Here is a 17,838-nt window from a genome sequence, read left to right as displayed (position 1 = left end):
TATTAATTTATCTAAAGAATCGAGAGTCATGACAAATTTTGCGCGTGGACAGAAGGCTAAGTTGGCTGATTTGGGCTGCTCAGGGGCTTTTCCTGTGTTGCTGAATATGGCGGGGATGGACGTCGATATCGCTTGTTTTGGGCTGGATGCGAATGATCAGTTGTCTGATGATCGCTATATGGTGTTTTTTAACCAGAAATCGAGCCCGAATAACGCCGTGGTGCTGGAGTTGGGGGCGGGTAGTGCTCGTTTTATGACCGATCTGGCCCGTTTGCCGGACAGCATTCATAAGCTGGTGTTTGCGGCCTCGGTGAGTGGCGAAGGTGCGATGCGCCAGCTGAAAGCCAGCTCGATGAGCCTAGGGGACGCGGTGTTTGCATTCTCGGGCGCTGATTTTCAGGATGAAAAAGCGGTGATTGTCGGTGAGTTATATCGGCGCGATGGTTTATGGCGTTTTGGTGCGGTAGGGCAGGGTTTTAATGGTGGTTTATCGGCCTTGCTTAAGCATTTTGGCGGCACTGAGGCTGAATCATCTGCCGCACCCGCACCCGCACCCGCACCCGCACCCGTAGCAAAACCCATCTCTTTATCAAAAATTACGCTAGAAAAACGCGGTGATAAGATTTCTCTAGAGAAAAACACCAGCGGTGGCTTTGGCCGTATTCGGGTGAATTTAAATTGGAATCAATCGGTGCAGCTGGCCGAGCCTGAGAAAAGCGGTTTTTTTAATAAGCTCATCAATAAGCCAGCCCCTAGCAAGAATCAGATTGATCTTGATTTAGCCTGCATGTTTCAAATGGCCGATGGTACGCCAGGTGGTGTGCAAGCTTTGGGTAAGAGCTGGGGAAGTTTTACCCAGCCACCATTTATTCATCTGGAAGGCGACGATCGCTCAGGCAGTAATTCGGGCGGGGAAAATATCTTTATTAATGGTGATCAGTTTCAGCAGATTAAACGGCTGGTGATTTTTACTTTTATTTATGAAGGCGCAGCCAACTGGGCCGCAACTGACGGCGTAGTCACCATCGAAGTGCCCGGCAGAGCGCCAGTAGAAGTGCGGCTGGATAATGGTAGTGATGCATCGATGTGTGCGATTGCCATGATTGAAAACATCGGCGGCAATTTGCAAGTGACTAAGCTGGCGGAGTACTTTGCCCAAACCAATGGCAAAAGCGCACACGAGCAACTGAATGATAAATTTGGATTTGGTTTACGGTTTCAGAAGGGGTCTAAGGATTAGGATGTTTTGGGGGCACTTTTTGATTGAGCGATCTGATGCTGCCTCACAATCATTGAATTATCGTAGGGCGGGTGAAACCCGCCCTACGACTCCGTGATGAGCCACCTCAAACAGTAAGGGCCGCGAATATTCGCGGCCCTTACTGTTTGTAAATTTCCTCAACAACTAAACCGCACCGCCGCCAGCCTTAATGATTGAGCTAGCTCTGCATTGTGGTCTACCGCGATATTGATTTCTTTTGAGGCAGAGAACGAACGCTCGGTCATTACGGCAATCAGTTGTACATTCACGGCAATTTCCTGGCCTGCGGTGTTTTGCTCGGCTAAGGCATCGGTGATTTTTGCCATGGCGTCTTTGGTTTCTGCTGCACTTTTTCTGATCAGCCCCAGTATTTCGCTGCTGCGATTCGCATGCTCTAAAGCCAGCTCGGTCTGGCTTAGGCTGTTGCGCATATTGCTGGCTGCATCATGGGTGGTACTGGTAATGGTGCTGAGTGTTTCCTGGATTTCCCGGGTGGCTTGGGTGGTGCGCTCGGCCAATTTGCGTACTTCATCGGCCACTACGGCAAAGCCGCGTCCTTGCTCGCCTGCACGAGCAGCTTCAATGGCGGCGTTCAGGGCCAGCAGATTGGTTTGCTCGGCAATATCCTGAATTACACGGGCGACTCGACCAATGCTGGCGCTGTGTTCTTCCAGATTATTGACAGTATCGGTAACGATATGGGCGCTATCAGAGACGATTTGCATTTCTTTGGTCAGCTCTTCTAAGGCTTGAGCACCTTGCTCCGCATGATGGCCAGAAGTCGTGGCCACTTCAAAGGCGTAGCTTGAATAGTCTTTAAGATGAGCCATGCCGGTGGATAATTCTTCTACCGCTGCAGCCATTCTGGCAGCGGCATCGCTTTGCTCTCCGGCTGATTCGTGAACTTCCTGGCTGCTGCTGCGTGTTTGCGCGGCATCGGTGGCGAGCTGGGTGGATGAGTTTTGAATGTTTTCTACCAAGGCGGCAAGCTGGGTGCGCATTGATTCCATTGCGCCTGCCAAGCTATCCCGCATATTGCTGGGCACATGCACTGGCGAGGCTAAATCGCCTTCAGAGATACGTGTGGCTGCAGAGCGCATATCGCTGGGCTCTCCGCCCAGATCCTTGAGCAGTGAGCGAACAATCCAGAAGGTAAGGATAATGCCCGACAGGGTGGCAATGACGACAAATAAAGCGCCGCCCCAGATGGCCTGATTATGGCTATGCCTGAATAAATCTAGGTTTTCTTTGGCCACGCTAAGCTGTAGCTTAATCAGCTTGTCTACCGCATTAGTAATCGGATCAACACGCTGATACAAGGTGGTGGCTGCATATTCATTGATTGCTGCAAAGTTACTGCTTTCTAATGATTTTTCGAGTAGATCGAAGCTGGCGCTGGCCGGCATCATGCTTTTATCGGCGATTTGCACCAAGCTATCTTCTTCAGCCGTGAGCTTTGTGCCCTTATAGGTTTGCCATTCTTGCTCGATGGTTTTTCTGGCTGTTCTGACATTTTTTAAGCCTTCAATGGGAGCAATGCTGCCATTGGTAACCTTGTGAACGGTATCGACAATATTGATTGCATACATATCGGATACGCTTTTGAGCTGCACAAGCGGCATCACCCGATCTGCGATAGTTGTCTGGAAGTTTTGTGAGCCGCTTTCCAAGCAAGTTAGGCTAAGCATGGTAAGCATTAAAGTAATACCAATAAGACTGCCTGATAGTAGCATTAGCTTGTTTTTAACTTTCATGATTTTCTCTGAATTAGTCAGGCTGATCATTAAAATGTACGACTTTTTATCTTTTTTTAAAACAACTCGCACGAGTAAGCTGATGAGCGGACATTGTTTTGTTTTGGTTTTGTGAAAGGTTTTGTATTTTATTTGTAATATTTTTTAGATGCAGGCTACAGGCTCAGTATTTAAGAAATAAAAAAAGGCGATATAAATATCGCCTTTTTTTGGGATGAAACTTTAATTAGTTATTTTTTTTGTAATGCAGTGATGCCAGTAAAGAAATACCAATTAAGCCTGCACCAATTAAGCCGGTGATGACTTCAGGAATCTCATGGAATGTGCCGATAAACATAATAAAGGCAAGCGCACCAATTGCATAAAATGCGCCATGTTCCAGGTATCTGAATTGATCGAGTGTTTCTTTCTCAACAAACATAATGGTGAGTGAACGAACGAACATCGCGCCAATACCCAGACCAATTGCAATAATGAAAATATTATTGGATAGCGCAAATGCACCAATTACACCATCAAAACTAAAACTGGCATCGAGTACTTCTAAATACATAAATGCAGAGAAGCCTGTTCTAACTACAGTTGCTTGGCCGTGGTTTTCTTCACTACTTAATAATGAACCAAAACCATCAACAATAATGTAAGTCACAATCCCGATAATGGACGCTAAAATAAAACTAAGCTGCTCGGCACTATTGAGTTGAGTAGAAAACGCATAGGCAAGAATAAGGCAAAGGCCAATTTCAATACCGCCCATTTTGCCCATTTTAACCAAAGGCGATTCAACAATATGTAGCCAATGAACCTCTTTATCCTGGTCAAAAAAGAACTTCAAAAATACCATCATTAAAAATGCACCACCAAAGCCTGCCACCATGATATGAGATGAGGTTAATGCTGCGGCGTATTGTTCTGGCTGGCTAACGGCCATCATTAAAGCAGCCCAAGGGGTAAGGTGTGCAATCACAGCCACAATCAGTACCGGAAAAATAACCCGCATCCCGAATACGGCAATGAGCATACCCCAGGTCATAAAACGTTTGCGCCAAACAGCATCCATGTCTTTAAGTACGGTTGCATTGACCACTGCATTATCAAAAGAAAGGGACACTTCTAATACAGACAAAATGGCGGCAATAAACATGGCCTTAGGGCCGCCTAACCAGTAGGCAGCGGCTAAACCAAGAAAAGTGACGATGAAGGAGCTTCTAAAAAAGCGCAGATTGGAGAGCATTGATAATCTCGGTGAGTAATATTGATGATCGATCACGCGATTCTAGCAATTGCTTTATGTTTTGGGGTATTTATAATATTTCAAAAAAAATGACTTGTAAGTGATTATACTTAAATTGGGCAAAGTTTAGAGCGTGTTAAGAACCGGACACCCTCTGGCCCTTCTAAAGAAAACATTCCCCCTCGCCCTGTAACAACATCAATTATTAATTGAGTGCGTTGCCAGTAAGTAAATTGTGCTGCGCCTATATAAAACGGCATACCCCCAATTTCGCCCAGTAGTACGTCATTATCTCCAATGATGAGTTCCCCAGCCTGAAAGCACATGGGCGAGCTACCATCACAACAGCCCCCAGATTGATGAAACATCAGCGGCCCATATTTGACTTCCAGCATTTTAATTAAGGAAAGGGCGGCTGGAGTGGCACTCACTTGATTGTTCATGGGGGCGGCACACTCCTAAACCCCTCCCGCAGATGGGGGAGGGGGTAGTTTTGTTTACGTGTTCTTGGCTACGTACTGCTTTGTTTAGAAAAAACCCAGCGCGTCGGGGCTATAGCTCACCAGCAGATTTTTGGTTTGCTGGTAGTGACTGAGCATCATTTTGTGGTTTTCACGGCCAATGCCCGATTGCTTGTAGCCGCCGAAGGCCGCATGGGCGGGGTAGGCGTGGTAGCAGTTGGTCCATACTCGGCCTGCTTGAATTTCGCGTCCCATGCGATAAGCAGCATGCGTGTCCCGCGTCCACAGGCCAGCACCTAGGCCGTAGAGCGAATCGTTGGCGATTTCTAAAGCCTCGTTTTCGTCCTTAAAGGTAGTCACTGACACCACGGGGCCAAAGATTTCTTCTTGGAAAATCCGCATCTTATTATGGCCTTGGAATACAGTCGGCTGGATGTAATAGCCGCCCGCCAATTCGCCCGCAAGCGTTGCGCGAGCGCCGCCTGCTAATACTTTTGCGCCCTCTTGCTTGCCGATATCTAAATAAGCGCTGATTTTTTCCATTTGCTCCATAGAGGATTGCGCGCCCAGCATGGTGCTGGCATCCAGCGGATTGCCCTGCTTAATGGCGGCAACGCGGCTGAGGGCGCGGTCCATAAAGGCGTCATAGATGGACTCATGAATCAATGCACGGCTAGGGCAGGTGCAGACTTCGCCTTGGTTGAGCGCAAACATCACAAAGCCTTCGATGGCCTTATTAAAGAAGGCATCGTCGTGCTTCATGACATCAGGCATAAAGATATTGGGCGATTTGCCACCTAGCTCTAGCGTAACCGGAATCAGGTTTTGCGCCGCGTATTGCATAATCAGACGGCCAGTGGTGGTTTCTCCGGTAAAGGCTATTTTGGAGATGCGCTTGTTAGATGCCAGTGGCTTGCCTGCCTCTAAGCCAAAGCCGTTCACAATATTCAGCACGCCTTTGGGTAGCAAATCGCCGATCACTTCCATCAACACTAAAATGCTCAGTGGTGTTTGTTCGGCAGGCTTGAGTACCACGCAATTACCCGCAGCCAGCGCCGGAGCCAGCTTCCATGTGGCCATCAGTAGTGGGAAATTCCAAGGGATAATCTGCCCAACCACGCCTAGCGGCTCATGAAAATGATAGGCCACGGTATCGTTATCGATCTGGCCGATGCTGCCTTCCTGCGCCCGAATCGCCCCGGCAAAGTAGCGGAAGTGATCGATGGCTAAGGGTAAATCGGCGGCGCGGGTTTCACGAATTGGCTTGCCGTTATCCCAGGTTTCTACCGTGGCCAGCATGTCTAGGTTGGCTTCGATACGATCGGCAATTTTATTCAGAATATTGGCGCGTTCGGTGGTCGATGTTTTGCCCCATGCGTTTTTGGCGGCGTGGGCGGCGTCGAGCGCCATTTCGATATCGGCGGCATCAGAGCGCGGGATTTCGCAAATCACCTTGCCAGTGACTGGGCTGATATTTTCAAAGTATTGCCCAGCCAGCGGAGCATGCCATTCGCCATTGATATAGTTGGCGTAGCGTGTTTTTAATTGCAGTGGAAAACCATACTGGCCTGGAATCAATGCACTCATGCTTATCTCCTGATGCTGTAGTAGATGGTGTGCTCTGCAAGTGGTTTAAAATAGATTGAAAACAATATGAAATAATAGTGAAAGCATGTGTTGGTGTATGTAATATTTTAAATAAATATGCAAAAAAGGCATAAATTATTTTTTTTAAAGTAAATTGAGTAATTTTATTGTGAGTTATAGTGCTAGAGCAGGGCTGCAGGCGCTTATTTGGGGGAATAAGTGTTGGCTGTATGTATGAAGACAAATACAGAGAGGCCATGCCGGTTATGGCCTGAAAACCAAGTGCTTGGCTGCATATGCCTATGTGTCAGATGGCGGCGCTGCTTAGTGAAACCCGATTGCTTTTAGCGGGCTCTTGTTAATACGGTATCACTATTAAAACACTGCACAATGCCTTCCCATTTACCGCCCGTTAAAGTGTGCTCGTCAAAGCCAGTGGCAAACTCGGCAATAAGCCGCCGCCAAAACAATTGTGCCTTATGGTTATCCGGCATTTGGCCTACTTCCCAGCGCCCCTTTAAAGTATTGAATACCTGTATCGCCAGTGATTTTCCCAGACCGATGCGGCGGTATTTTTTCAGGATAAAAAACTGATCCATCCAGTAGCCGTGGCTGCCTACTTTCACTTGCTGATCTACAAGGGCAAAGCCCACATAATGGCCATTTACCAAAGCCACAAAGGCGGTGCATTCGGGGTGGTTCCAGTACCGATCGAGCGCATAGCCATACTCACCCTGCGCGTTTAGATCTTGATCCCATATGTTGGATAAATCATATTGGTAAAGTTCAAGCATCCGTTGTACTGGCAGCTGATCGCTCGCTTGGGCAATACGGATTTGTAATGGTTTTGGATTGATTGCGCTGCTCATTATGCGGCTGTGTTGCTTGTGTGATGAATAATTGGGATCGCTACTTATTCGGATTTAAATACCCGTACTTCTGCGTCACTTGGCACAGGAGCGCTAGGGGCAGGCGTGATATAGCTTGCGGGCGCTACGGCTGGCGGTGGTGGTGTGGGTGAGCTGCTTAAAGCATCGACTGCAGCGCCACCTACGGCGGTCACTCCAGATACACCCGCTTTACCCACATCCCAGGCCACGCCTACTGCGGTGCTGGTTACGCTGACTGCGGCAGCACCAACGGCAACAACGGCGCAGCCGCTCAGGCTAATGGTTAAGGCCATTACAAAGATGAAGGTTTTCATGGTTATATTTCTCTAATTGCGGAGTGGCTGGCGTTTTGTGGCTGATCAATCGGGTGTGTGGTGTTTTCATCGCCCCATTCCCCCGACTTGTTGTGCTAAATAGGTAGCGTAGTTATCGGTCATGCCGCCGATAAAGTCGAGCACGCGGCTATAGCTCTCATAAAGAGGCCATTCTTTTTTTGGCGCGTTGTATTCCATTAAATCGAGAATCCGCTTCATTCTGAAGCTCATCTGCGGGGATACTTTTTGCTGGTAGGCCGCATTGCAAAAGGCGTTGAGCAGGATGTCCAGACAGGTAAACGAGCCTACTTCGATTTCTATTTTGCGTCTTTCATTAAAAATACGATCACGGGCGAGTTGTTTGGCGGCGTTAATGCCATCTCGCATGCCGCTGGGGGTGGCATTGAGTAGATCACCCTGAAATTTGCCTTCCATAATAGCGGTGTAATGCTGCATAAAGGTTTCACTGGCATCCAGCACGCAGCGCTCTATGGCTTTACCGCGTAGCAGCGATATTTTGCGTCTGGCAGAAGGGGCGGCAGCAATTTCCAGCTCGAGCAGATCTTGCTTACCACCGCAAATTTTAATCAAGAGCGGCTCTACTTGCTCGTAAGCCAGCATGCCGATTTCTATGCCGTCTTCTAAATCGAGAATGGCGTAGCAAATATCGTCGGCGGCTTCCATCAAATAGGATAAGGGGTGGCGCGCCCAGCGGTTGTTGCCAAGTTTAGGTAGCCCCAGCTCGGTGGCGATTTCTTCTAAGATATTTTGTTCTGACTGGTAGCAGCTGAATTTGCCGCCGGGCGTGGCATCGCTGGAAGTCCATGGGTATTTAAGGGTCGTGCCCAGCGTGGCGTAGGTTAGGCGCATGCCCCCTTCAAAACGGTGGTTTTCTAGCTGGGTAACCACTCTGAAGCCTTGAGCATTGCCCTCGAAGGTCATTAAATCCAGACGCTCATTGGCGCTAAGGTTTTGTAGCAGATAGGCGTGCTGATCGCGGCAAAACCAATCACGAATTGCGTATTCACCAGCATGGCCAAATGGCGGGTTGCCAATATCATGGGCAAGGCAGGCGGCTTGCACGATGGCGCCAAGATCGTAAGGGGTAATGTGCTGGGGGAGGGTGTATTGCAATCTTTGTCCAACTAAAATCCCCAAGCTGCGGCCTACGCAGCTGACTTCAATCGAGTGGGTAAGCCGGGTATGCACATGATCGTTTTCGGTGAGCGGGTGAACTTGGGTTTTGCGGCCAAGCCGGCGAAATGGCGAAGAAAAAACAATCCGGTCGTGGTCTTTATGAAAATCGCTGCGCCCTGATTCGTGAGGGAGTAAATCATTACGTACCGCGCCAAGTCGCTCAGCGCTGAGCAGCTGTTGCCAGTTCATCATCCATTGATCTCGTAGAAATACTGCTTTAAATGGGGCGGTTGCAAACGCTTATTGCTGCGCTTCAAAAGGCTGTAATGCCCGATAAAATTGCAGCAAATCGTTGGGTGCAAGCGGGTGGCTGAAATAATAGCCCTGGATTAAATTGCAGCCGTAAGCCATAAGTGTTTCAAGTGTTGCATGGTCTTCAACGCCTTCTGCTAACACGCTAAGGCTGAGGGTTTGCGCCAGTTTGATGACGCTTTCAACAATATGTGCATCGGTATCGGACTGAGTAATAGTGCGAATAAAACTTTGATCAATTTTTAGCTCGTCAATGGGCAGACGCTTTAAATAAGAGAGCGATGCATAGCCCGTGCCAAAGTCATCCAAGGCCAGTTTACAGCCCAAAGCTTTCAGTGCATATAAGCTGCTAATGGTGGCTTCAAGCTCGTCGATGGCTGCTGATTCGGTAATCTCAAAAATAACTCGCTCACCGGGGATGTTCCAAAGAATCAGCGCGTTTTCTACTTCCTGGGCCAAACGAGAATCTAGGATATTGGAGGGCGTGAGGTTAATACTTAGGCTGCCAGTCAGCCCTGCCTTGCTTAGCTGGGAAAACTCCCGTAGCGCCGCATGGATCACCCAGCGGGTAAGCTGTGGCATCAGGCCCAGCTGCTCTGCAACCCGCACGGCTTCATCGGGGCGAATATCGCCAAGCTCTGCATCGTGCCAGCGCAGCAAGGCTTCTGTTCCCTTATAAATGGGCTGCGCTGAAGTGGGCTGAACTTGCGGCTGAAAAGCGAGGTAGAAGCGATTCTGGGCTAGCGCTTCACGTAGCGGCTTTTCTAGTTTAGCGAGTAAGCGGCCCTGAATATCACGCTCTGCCTGATAAATGGCGGGTTCTTCATTACTGCATTGTTTGGCGGCGGTTTGCGCGGCAAGCATTAATGGCTTGTAATGCTTACCATGTTCCGGCCACAAGGCAATACCGATACGCGGGCTGATCGCGCTTTCTGTACAGGAATCTGTTAACAGCGTTTGTGCGCGGCTGGCGGCCAGAAGTGCATGCCCTTCACCTGCCAGATTGGGCAAAATAAGCAGCAAGCCACTGTCTAAGGGATAGAGCTTATCTTGCGGGCGCAGCATTTCATGCAGCTGTTGGGTGGCGGTATGCCGTAAAGATTCGATATGGCCAAATTCAATATAGATCAGGGCAATATTGCGCTCGGCTAGAGTATGCGATTTAGCGCTTTCTAAGCCTTGAGCAGGCGAGTTGACCTGCTGAGGCTTCAAGTTTTGAATGTGTTGCCGAGTTTTTTCCAGCTCAGCAAAGCATAAGCGGTTGACCAGTGCTTCAGCTTTGGTGGGCAAGTGCTGCAAAATCAGCGTTCGCCAGCTTAAAAGCAGTAAGGTGGATAAGTTTAAGCCGTGGGGTGTGAGTTGTGGCCACGGGCTGGATGATTCCCCCTGCATCAGCCCCAGAAAGTAATCGCTATAGAGGGCATCGTCGTTAGATTTTTCATGGCAATGGTTTTGTAGCAATACGTCGAGCGTCTGGCTCAAAATATCGATCTGGTTTAGTTTATAGCTTGCGAATACACCGAGGTCATGCTCGGTGGCAGGCGAGTTTTTCATCCTTGAAAATACTCTTGCGGATTAATATTAAAACTACCTTGCGGCCATTCTTTGCGGATGGTGATTTCTTGACCGGCGTTCATTACCGGATTAACCATTAAATCCAGCAGGTTGGGGCGTGCGTGTGGCAGCTTATCCGGGCCTAAGATCAGCAAAATTTTAGGTTTTAGTCTTCTGCTACGATTTTGCCCCGCCACAATGCCAATATCGCCGGTACTGAGCTCGACCAAGGCACCCACAGGAAAAACACCAATGCACTGTGCAAATTGCTCAACCAGCGCGTGGTGAAAATATTTATCACTCCACTTATATAAAAGCTGCAAGGCCACGTGAGAGGTTTTGGTTTCGGCGTGATTGCGGTCGCTGGTCAGGGCGGTAAAGCAATCAACAATGCCTGCCATGCAGGAAAACAGCCCGATACTTTCGCCTTTTAAACCCAGCGGGTAGCCGCTGCCATCGATGCGCTCGTGATGGCGAGCCACCATATCGTAAACATCAAGCGGCACTTCTTTAATTTGATTCAGAATATCCAAGCTATGCCAGACGTGGGTTTTCATCATTAAAAACTCGCCGGGCGAATAGGAGCCATTATGCTGCAGCAGGCTTTCCGGTAATTTCATTTTACCAATATCAAGCATTAATCCGGCAAAGCCAAGCTTATGTAAATCCTCCTGCGGATAACCAAGGTGCCTGCCAAATGCCAGCATATAAATAGCGGTATCAAGCGCATGACCATAGGCGTAATGATCGGCTGCTTTTAATTGGGTCAGCCAAAGTAAGGCGCTGGGGTTGCGAATAATGGAGTCGACCATATTACTCACAACATCATTAATCGCTTCGACACGCGGCTGCAAATCTTTGCTAATCGCCTCCATAGCGGCTTCGATGACATCGCTGGCGAGCCGGTGCACGGCCGTAGCTTGGGGTATTTCCCGTTTAATCGGTGTGCTATCCGCATAAATAATAATTTGCGGCTCGATATAGGGCGTGTCTGTTTTGCTGCTGTTTTTACTTTGTGACCAAAGTGCAAAGCACTGCCGTAATTCTTTAAGCAGAGTGATTTGCTCTTTGATTTCTACTGTCTGATATTGAACATGAGGGATAAGTGGCTGTTGTGTATTTAGCTTTTGCTCACTGAGAAAGCCCCACCGAGCTACGCCTCCTGTTGAACGATCAATATCAATGGTTACAAACTGGCAGTATTCTTGAAGAAGAGCGAGTTGTTCGGGCGTTTCCAACAGAAAGCCTTCAATCAGAAAGGGCGTGTCCAGCCACGGGCGATCTAGTTCGCTGATAAATAAACCAGCTTGCAAAGCTGAGACGGGAAGTCGTGTTTCCAATTGTTTAGGTCTTATTTTACTAAGGGTTTAGGGCTGTCTGACACTTATCCATTCGCTTGAATGTGCAAGCTAGAGCTATTTTAAAAGCCAATTAAAGATGCTCGGCATTTGCCTATGATGCGTAAAATGTACATAGTGTAAGCAAATACTTACTCTTGTTTGAAATGCAGCCACCGAGATGATTGTAAGTGATTTATAGCAGAATGGAGCAGACGAATCGATATTAGGCTATTTTTCTACTCAAGATAAGCTGCATCTAATACGTATGCTTTTATTTTATCTGCTGTGTTAATGCGAGTAGCTAAGGCCGATCCCTTGCTTATTATTCATTTTTTTAAAAGCAGGATAATAATGTTTTAATTTAAGTGTTTATTATTACTACATGCATCATTTACTTTAAGGGCGATAGCGTGCTTATACAATGTAAACTGTAAATGAGTTGATTTAACTACACTTTTTGTTATACCTGCCGCATCAGGTATCTGAATGGCATTTTTAAAGGACATGTGGTTTACTCATTTTAGATTACTAAAGAGTAAAGCATAAGGCTGATTATGTGCAATACAGGGGACATAATGATCGTATTTACTTATGTAATTTCGGTGAATATTTCCCTCAAATATTGCCAAGTCATCATTGGGCAATATTTTTACGGGCTAAGTGCTTGCTTTTAAATCAGACTGCATAATATTGCTAATAGATTTTAAGTTTAAGCGTTAGCTTTGCCGTTAGAAAAACACCCCCTAAGGTAAGTTTTTGTTAAAATGGCGACCGTTTTTTTGTGAGAAGACTATGGCCCTGCTGGAGATCCGTGACGTCGTAAAAACTTTCGGCGATTTCACTGCCGTTAATCATGTGAGCTTGTCGGTGGAAGCCGGTGAATTCTTTACTCTGCTCGGCCCATCGGGCTGTGGCAAAACCACGCTTTTACGCATGCTGGCCGGTTTTGAGCAGCCCGATTCCGGCGCTATTTTGCTCGATGGCAAAGATATGTCCACCGTGCCGCCAGAAAAGCGCCCTGTGCACACCGTTTTTCAGAGCTATGCGCTGTTTCCGCATATGAGCGTGGCCGATAATATTGCCTTTCCTTTGAAAATGGCGAAGGCCTCAGCGGCAGATATTAAAGCGCGTGTGGCAGAAATCTTGGAAGACGTGCGCTTGCAGGAATTCGCCCATCGTTTTCCGCATGAGTTATCCGGCGGCCAGCGTCAGCGTGTAGCCATTGCCCGATCCTTGGTGAATCGCCCACGCCTTTTGCTGCTGGATGAGCCTTTATCGGCGCTGGATGCCAAATTGCGCGAGCAAATGCAGATGGAGCTGATCACCCTGCAAAAAGAAGTGGGCGTGACCTTTGTGTATGTCACGCACGATCAGGGTGAAGCCTTGGCTTTATCGCATCGGATTGCGGTGATGAATAAGGGCCAAGTAGAGCAGCTTGATGCGCCTGAAACCATCTATAGCTACCCCAAAAGCCGCTTTGTGGCCGATTTTATCGGCCAGTGCAATCTGCTGGATGCCACGATCACTTCGATTGCAAAGGACCGTATGCAGGTAGAAATTGCTGGCGTAGGTGTTGCAGAAACGCTGATCGTGGCAGGGGCCGTGGTCGGCCAGAAAGGCACGCTGAGCTTGCGTCCGGAGAAAATCAAGCTGGCTGCCCAGTTGGATGAAGGCGATGCGAATGAAGTGCACTTTAAAGGCACGGTTGAAAACTGTCTGTATCTTGGGGATGTCACGATTTATATCGTGAAGCTGGATAACGGCCTGCTGGTTGAAGCGATGTTGCCTAATTCTGCCGCGGGGCGCGCTAAATTCTTTGATGACAACGATGCAGTAGAGCTGGCGTGGCGTTATGACGCTGGTCACTTCCTGCTGTCTTAAGGGGGCGTCATGCAGAAAGTAAAATCGCCTAGCTTGGCGAAGTGGCTGATTTCTGGCCCGCCACTTTTGTATTTATTGATCTTTTTTGCCGTACCCACGCTGATCATGATTTTCTCGGCGTTTCGTTTTCCGGGCGAATACGGCGGGCTTATGCCGCTCTTGGAAACCAACGCAGAAACGGGTGCACGTGAAGTCTTAATCAATTGGCAAAATTGGCAGGATTTCTTAACGCTGGAAAACTTCAGTCGTTTTTTTGAAGACGGGGTTTATGTTGAATTATTTATTAAGTCGTTTTGGTATGCGGGCCTGACCACGCTGATTTGCATTGCGCTGGCCTATCCTCTGGCATGGCTGATTGCGCGTAGCCCGAAGAAATACCGCGATTTGCTCGTTTTGCTGGTGATTTTGCCATTTTGGAGTAATTTTTTGATTCGCGTGTATGCGTGGATGATTATTCTGGGGCCTCAGGGTTATTTTGCCATGACGGTGAATAGCTTTTTAGCGTGGTTTGGCATCGGCCCTCAGCAGTTTCTATTTACCCATTTTGCGGTGATTGTGGTGCTGGTGTATGTGCATTTGCCGTTTATGGTTTTGCCGCTCTATGCCAATTTAGAAAAACACGATATGGCGCTATTGGATGCAGCACAAGATCTGGGTGCATCGGCCTGGCAGCGTTTCTGGCGTATCACCTGGCCGCTCTCGTTACCCGGCGTTTGGGCTGGGGCTGCTTTGGTGTTTATCCCTGCACTAGGTATGTTTGCCGTGCCTGATCTAGTGGGCGGTACCGATGGCATTATGGTGGGCAATTTAATTAAACAGCAATTCTTGGATAGCCGCGATTGGCCATTTGGCGCCACGCTATCGATTATGCTGACTGCCAGCGTTTTATTTCTGGCAGCATTGGCCACACTGATTAGCCGCAAAGGAAAGTCATGACTAAGCAGAATAAATGGTTGTGGGCTGCTGCTTTGCTGACCTACGCTTTTCTATATTTGCCGCTCGTGATTGTGGTGGTGTATTCCTTTAATGATTCGCGCCTTAATGCCGAGTGGGTCGGTTTTACTTTTAAGTGGTATCGGATTTTATTTAATGATGAACAAATGCTGCTGGCAGCAAGAAATTCATTATTAATCGGTGTGATTACCAGCGTTTTTGCCACGATTTTTGGCACTCTGGCAGGGATGGCAATGTATAAATACAAGCTGCGCCTTTTACCTGTTTTAGTGCTTACGCCGATTGCGATTCCAGAAATCCTGATGGGTGTATCGCTGCTGATGTTCTTTGTGATGCTGAATATGACGCTGGGCTTGGTTTCTGTGGCGCTGGCGCATATCGCATTTTGTATTGGCTTTGTAGCGATTGTGGTGCGCTCGCGCTTACAAGGTATGGATGAATCTTTGGTAGAGGCCGCGCGTGATTTGGGTGCAACGCCATTGCAAGCATTTCGTTTAATCACCATGCCTTTAATTATGCCGGGGATTATTGCAGGCGCTTTAATGGCGTTCACTTTATCGATTGATGATTTTGTGATCACTTTCTTTACGGCAGGAGCGGGCGCTTCTACCTTGCCATTGCAAATTTACTCAATGATCAGAATTGCCGTTACACCAGAAGTGAATGCGATTTCTACCCTGCTGATGTTGTTGACTCTGGCTCTGATTTTAATTGCGGGCAAATTAGCGCCAGGGGCTTTAAGAGCGAAGTAATTACGCTTTGGCATACCTTATTTTATGCCTGAGTAATAAGCTTGAATTGCTGCTTGTTGCTGGCCAAAAAATAATTATGGATGGCATGCAACAGCAGCGACTCTGCCTGAAATGCATCACAAAAAATAAGGCATAATCTGCCTGCTATTTTATTCAACTGCTCTGGAGTGTTTGAGACATGAAGAAATTATTACTCACGCTTTTACTGGCCGCCAATATGGCGAATGCTGAAGAAGTGCTCCACGTTTATAACTGGAACAATTATATTGCGCCAGAAACGGTCAAACGCTTTGAAGCAGATTGCAAATGCCGTGTGGTACAAGATTATTATGGCGCAATGGAAGAAATGCTGGCCAAGCTAAGCGCTGGAGCCAAGGGCTACGATGTGGTTGTGCCTACGGGCTTTGCAATGCCGCCTTTGATTAAGCAAGGCATGGTGCAACCGCTCGATAAAGCCAAGCTGCCTAATGCTAAAAATGTGAATCCGGCATTTTTAAATAGCCAGTTCGATCAGGGTAATAAATTCTCACTGCCTTATTCATTCACTACCACTTTGCTGGGCTTTAATCAGACCAAGCTAAAAGAGCTGGGCATTGAGCCAAACTCTTGGGCTGTCATTTTTGATCCAGCTATTCTTGCCAAGATCAAAGGCAAGGTGACCGTGCTGGATGATGCCAATGAATTATTTGCGGCGTCCTTGATGTATAACGGCTTTTCTGCAAATTCAACCAAGCCGGAAGAATGGAAAAAAGCGCAACAAACCATTATTAAAGCCAAGCCATTCTGGGCTGCGTTTAATTCACAAAGCTATATCAAAGAATTAACGCTGGGCAATATCTGGGTAGCGCACGGTTATTCCAGCGATATGTTCCAGGCGGCCACCGATGCTAAAACAGCCAAGCGTGCCTTTACCGTGAGCTACGGTCTGCAAAAAGAAGGTAACACCTTATCTGTGGATAATATGATGGTGCTGAAATCTGCCCCTCGCCCCGACCTCGCGCATAAGTTTGTTAACTTTATGCTGGAAGGCAAAAACTCCAGCGAGCTGACCAATATGGTGGGCACAGGCAATCCAAATAGCGCGGCTGCGCCATTTGTGAATGCGGAAATGAAGAAAAACACAGCGGTGTTTCCTGATGCCGCTGCGCTTAAAAAGTTAGAGCAGCTTAAGCCGCTGGATACCAAACAACGCCGCGATTTAAGCCGTTTGTGGACGCAAGTTAAAACCTCTAAATAAGGGGTATAGAGGGGCCCCTCTGTAATGGGGCTCCTTTCCTTGAATGAAACAATCTCTCACCATCAGCTATCTTGCCCGGCGAATCACTCCGACCCGAGTGCCTCGCTATATTGCGTTTTGCTCGCTGTTGGTGATTCTGGTGGTCAGCCTTTATCCCTTTAGTGGCTGGCGTTTTACAGGGGAGCCGATTTGGGCGTTTTACGCCTACCCTCTGCCTTACTATTTCACTTTTTTTGATAATACCGTCAATGTGCTGGCCTATTTGCCTCTGGGCATGAGCTTGGCAATTTCTTTGCGGCATCTGCGCTACGGCAGTGTTTCTGCCGCTTTGATTGGGCTTGGCTTATCGGCCACGGTAGAGTTTATCCAGCAGTTTTTACCCGGCCGTGTGGCGTCTAATTTAGATATTTTAAGCAATGCCTTTGGCGCTGTTTTAGGCGTTTTGCTGGCGCAAATTTTGGGTAATCGTTATTGGCAGAATCGTTGGCTGGCGGCGCGTCATGCATGGTGTGCACCCGGGCCTGCGGTAGAGTGGGGAGTCACCTGGCTGGTGCTGTGGTTTATGACCCAGCTTGATCCTTCGCAGCCTTTTTTGGGCGTGGTGGTTGAGTCCCCTGGCTTGCCCCAACCTTTTGAATCGCCGATGCAAAATGCCAAGCTTTTTTTAAGGCTGCTGGAAGGCGGCGGCATGATGCTGCACTTCTTGGGGGTGGCCTTATTTGTTTCGGTTTTGGTGCGTCACACTTGGCAAAGCCCCAAGGCGATTCGTTTTACTCTGCTCACCGCTCTGATGCTTAAGCTGGGCTTTGCGGGCCTATTGCTCAAACCTGCGCAGTTCTTTGCCTGGATTAATATCAATATTGTGGTGGGTGGCTTGCTGGGTACGTTGGCTTTAGTGCTGCTCTGGCGTTTAAATCGCCGCCTCAGGGCTTTAGTGGGGGCGCTGGCGCTGATTGCTACCTTGGTAATCGGCTGGTTCTGGCCGCTTACACCGCAGCTATCGGCCACTTTGCCGCTGTTTCGCTGGCATTACGGACATTTGCTGCACTTTAATGGCTTGTCTGCCGTGATTAGTGATTTATGGCCCTATGGCGCGATTGCGCTACTGCTTTGGCTGGCCGCTCGTGCCCCGCGTGAGGAATCCTGGTAGGGCTTTCTTATTTACGCCGT

At 48.2% G+C, this 17,838-nt stretch carries 15 protein-coding genes; 6 read left to right on the top strand and 9 right to left on the bottom strand.

All coding sequences use genetic code 11. From position 1 onward, the window contains the following. Positions 1-28: 28 nt before the first annotated feature. Positions 29-1,240: a TerD family protein gene (locus ACFQNF_RS07865; protein ID WP_380187453.1), complete on the top strand. Its 1,212-nt coding sequence runs from the start codon at positions 29-31 to the stop codon at positions 1,238-1,240. Positions 1,241-1,398: 158 nt separating this feature from the next. Here ACFQNF_RS07865 and ACFQNF_RS07860 read toward each other — a convergent pair whose 3' ends face one another. The 9 genes from ACFQNF_RS07860 to ACFQNF_RS07820 all read right to left on the bottom strand — a co-directional run bounded on the left by ACFQNF_RS07860 (position 1,399) and on the right by ACFQNF_RS07820 (position 11,844). After that, the gene (locus ACFQNF_RS07860) at positions 1,399-3,015 is read right to left on the bottom strand and encodes a methyl-accepting chemotaxis protein (RefSeq protein ID WP_380187452.1); all 1,617 of its coding nucleotides are present in this window, start codon (positions 3,013-3,015) and stop codon (positions 1,399-1,401) included. Positions 3,016-3,241: 226 nt separating this feature from the next. After that, a complete protein-coding gene (locus tag ACFQNF_RS07855; protein ID WP_380187451.1) occupies positions 3,242-4,249 on the bottom strand; it encodes a DUF475 domain-containing protein in 1,008 nt (335 codons plus the stop codon). A 110-nt stretch (positions 4,250-4,359) separates the two neighbouring features. Beyond that, positions 4,360-4,692 carry a DUF779 domain-containing protein gene (locus ACFQNF_RS07850; protein WP_380187450.1) on the bottom strand — a complete coding sequence of 111 codons (333 nt, stop codon included), beginning with the start codon at positions 4,690-4,692 and terminating at the stop codon, positions 4,360-4,362. An 84-nt stretch (positions 4,693-4,776) separates the two neighbouring features. Then, complete coding sequence (adh, locus tag ACFQNF_RS07845) at positions 4,777-6,297, bottom strand: aldehyde dehydrogenase (protein WP_380187449.1); 1,521 nt, start codon at positions 6,295-6,297, stop codon at positions 4,777-4,779. Between the two features lie 344 nt (positions 6,298-6,641). Further along, complete coding sequence (locus ACFQNF_RS07840; protein WP_380187448.1) at positions 6,642-7,166, bottom strand: GNAT family N-acetyltransferase; 525 nt, start codon at positions 7,164-7,166, stop codon at positions 6,642-6,644. 44 nt (positions 7,167-7,210) lie between these two features. Next, positions 7,211-7,501, bottom strand: a complete 291-nt coding sequence (locus ACFQNF_RS07835) for a hypothetical protein (RefSeq protein ID WP_380187447.1) — start codon at positions 7,499-7,501, stop codon at positions 7,211-7,213. A 66-nt stretch (positions 7,502-7,567) separates the two neighbouring features. Beyond that, complete coding sequence (locus ACFQNF_RS07830) at positions 7,568-8,890, bottom strand: deoxyguanosinetriphosphate triphosphohydrolase (protein WP_380187446.1); 1,323 nt, start codon at positions 8,888-8,890, stop codon at positions 7,568-7,570. Positions 8,891-8,938: 48 nt separating this feature from the next. Further along, a complete protein-coding gene (locus ACFQNF_RS07825) occupies positions 8,939-10,504 on the bottom strand; it encodes a putative bifunctional diguanylate cyclase/phosphodiesterase (RefSeq protein ID WP_380187445.1) in 1,566 nt (521 codons plus the stop codon). Further along, positions 10,501-11,844, bottom strand: a complete 1,344-nt coding sequence (locus tag ACFQNF_RS07820; protein WP_380187444.1) for an HD-GYP domain-containing protein — start codon at positions 11,842-11,844, stop codon at positions 10,501-10,503. Before ACFQNF_RS07820 ends, ACFQNF_RS07825 begins: the two co-directional genes overlap by 4 nt. A 792-nt stretch (positions 11,845-12,636) precedes the next feature. Here ACFQNF_RS07820 and ACFQNF_RS07815 point away from each other — a divergent pair. From ACFQNF_RS07815 to ACFQNF_RS07795, 5 genes are all read left to right on the top strand, one after another. Then, positions 12,637-13,725, top strand: a complete 1,089-nt coding sequence (locus ACFQNF_RS07815; protein WP_380187443.1) for an ABC transporter ATP-binding protein — start codon at positions 12,637-12,639, stop codon at positions 13,723-13,725. Positions 13,726-13,734: 9 nt separating this feature from the next. Next, a complete protein-coding gene (locus ACFQNF_RS07810) occupies positions 13,735-14,661 on the top strand; it encodes an ABC transporter permease (protein ID WP_380187442.1) in 927 nt (308 codons plus the stop codon). Then, positions 14,658-15,431, top strand: a complete 774-nt coding sequence (locus tag ACFQNF_RS07805) for an ABC transporter permease (RefSeq protein WP_046352442.1) — start codon at positions 14,658-14,660, stop codon at positions 15,429-15,431. The genes ACFQNF_RS07810 and ACFQNF_RS07805 overlap by 4 nt, the downstream gene beginning before the upstream one ends. A 178-nt stretch (positions 15,432-15,609) precedes the next feature. Next, on the top strand, positions 15,610-16,668 hold the full coding sequence (locus ACFQNF_RS07800; protein ID WP_380187441.1) for an ABC transporter substrate-binding protein: 1,059 nt from the start codon (positions 15,610-15,612) through the stop codon (positions 16,666-16,668). A gap of 43 nt (positions 16,669-16,711) precedes the next feature. Beyond that, complete coding sequence (locus ACFQNF_RS07795; protein WP_380187440.1) at positions 16,712-17,818, top strand: VanZ family protein; 1,107 nt, start codon at positions 16,712-16,714, stop codon at positions 17,816-17,818. Positions 17,819-17,838: the final 20 nt, after the last annotated feature.

This window comes from Iodobacter arcticus (assembly GCF_042664895.1).
Taxonomy (GTDB): Bacteria; Pseudomonadota; Gammaproteobacteria; order Burkholderiales; family Chitinibacteraceae; genus Iodobacter; species Iodobacter arcticus.
The sequence above is the reverse complement of the archived record's forward strand: the minus strand, read 5'-3'. Positions and strand labels throughout refer to the sequence as shown.